Raw genomic sequence first — 1,337 nt, 5'->3', positions numbered from 1 at the left:
TTGGTGAGATCGGATCGCTTGCATCCATATGTCCGGCCTGTTGGGTGCGATCGAATGGATCGCTGGCCAAGATGGTTTGCGCGATGCGAGTTCCAAACAACCACGCGGCCTGTTGGCGGCCGATGGGTCCTGCGGACTGTCTCGCATCGTTGCTCGATCGATCGCTCCATCTGCTCTTGCAGCTCCGGTCGGCCGGCGAGCGAGCCCGCCGGCTAATCGATTAGGCGGCGGCTGTCATGGGATTCATCCGTGCCGCCTCGTAACTCTCGCCCGTTGCCATCAGCTTCCAGGCGATACGGGCCACTTTGTTGGCGAGCGCCACGGCCGCAAGCTTCGGCGGCTTGCGCTTGATCAGGGCCAGCAGCCAGCGCGAGTGATGACCGCGTCCCCGCCTGGCCTGCTGGATCACCGCTGTGGCCCCGACCACCAGCAGACGGCGCAAGTTCTCATCGCCAGCCCGCGTGATCTTGCCAAGCCTGGTCTTGCCAGCGGTGGAGTGGTCCTTGGGTGTCAATCCCAGCCAGGCCGCAAAATGACGACCAGAACGGAACGTGCGCGGATCAGGTGTCTTCATCACCAGCGCGGTTGCAACGATCGGACCGACCGAGGGGATCTGAGCCAAGCGCCGGCCCGTGGCATCGGCGCGGTGCCAGGCCATCAGCTTGGCCTCAACCGCCTCCAACTCACCCTCGAGCCTGACGCGCTCCCGGCCCAGCACCACAAACAGCTCGCGCGCCAGAACCGGAAGCGTCTCGTCCTGCGCAATCCGCGCCAGCAGTGGTTCGATCGCGTCCAGTCCCTTGGGGGCGATCAGGCCATACTCCGCCGCATGGCCGCGTATCGTATTGGTCAGCTGGGTGCGCCGGACGATCAATCCGTCGCGGACACCCATCAGCATCAGCGCGGCCTGCTGCTCGGCCGTCTTCACCGGCACGAAGCGCATGCTCGGCCGGCTCATCGCTTCACACAGGCCTTCTGCATCCCGCCCGTCATTCTTGTTCCGCATCACGTAGGGTTTGACCAATTGCGGTGCCATCAGCTTCACCTCGTGACCGAGCTTGGAAAGCTGACGCGCCCAATGTTGCGAAGCCCCGCAGGCCTCCATCCCGATCACAGTCGGCGGCAATTTGGCGAAGAACTCCAGCACTTGTTTGCGCGACAGCTTCTTGCGCAGCACCACCTGCTCCGCCGCATCAACCCCATGCAGCACAAAAATATACTTCGACGTATCAATCCCAATGCGGATAATCTGGTTCACGGACGGCTCCCTTGTATGAGATCTAGACAACCTCATTCTGGCACACTGATGCCGTAGGGGGCCGTCCACACCATCAACC

1 protein-coding gene is annotated in these 1,337 nt (G+C 62.8%); it reads right to left on the bottom strand.

Annotation, left to right across the window (positions count from 1 at the left end):
• Positions 1 to 220: 220 nt before the first annotated feature.
• The gene (locus I6F38_RS43175) at positions 221 to 1,258 is read right to left on the bottom strand and encodes an IS110 family transposase (protein ID WP_225164682.1); all 1,038 of its coding nucleotides are present in this window, start codon (positions 1,256 to 1,258) and stop codon (positions 221 to 223) included.
• Positions 1,259 to 1,337 lie beyond the last annotated feature (79 nt).

It is taken from the genome of Bradyrhizobium sp. BRP56 (assembly GCF_020194035.1).
GTDB lineage: Bacteria > Pseudomonadota > Alphaproteobacteria > Rhizobiales > Xanthobacteraceae > Bradyrhizobium > Bradyrhizobium australafricanum.
This window is presented reverse-complemented; position numbering and strand designations above follow the sequence as displayed.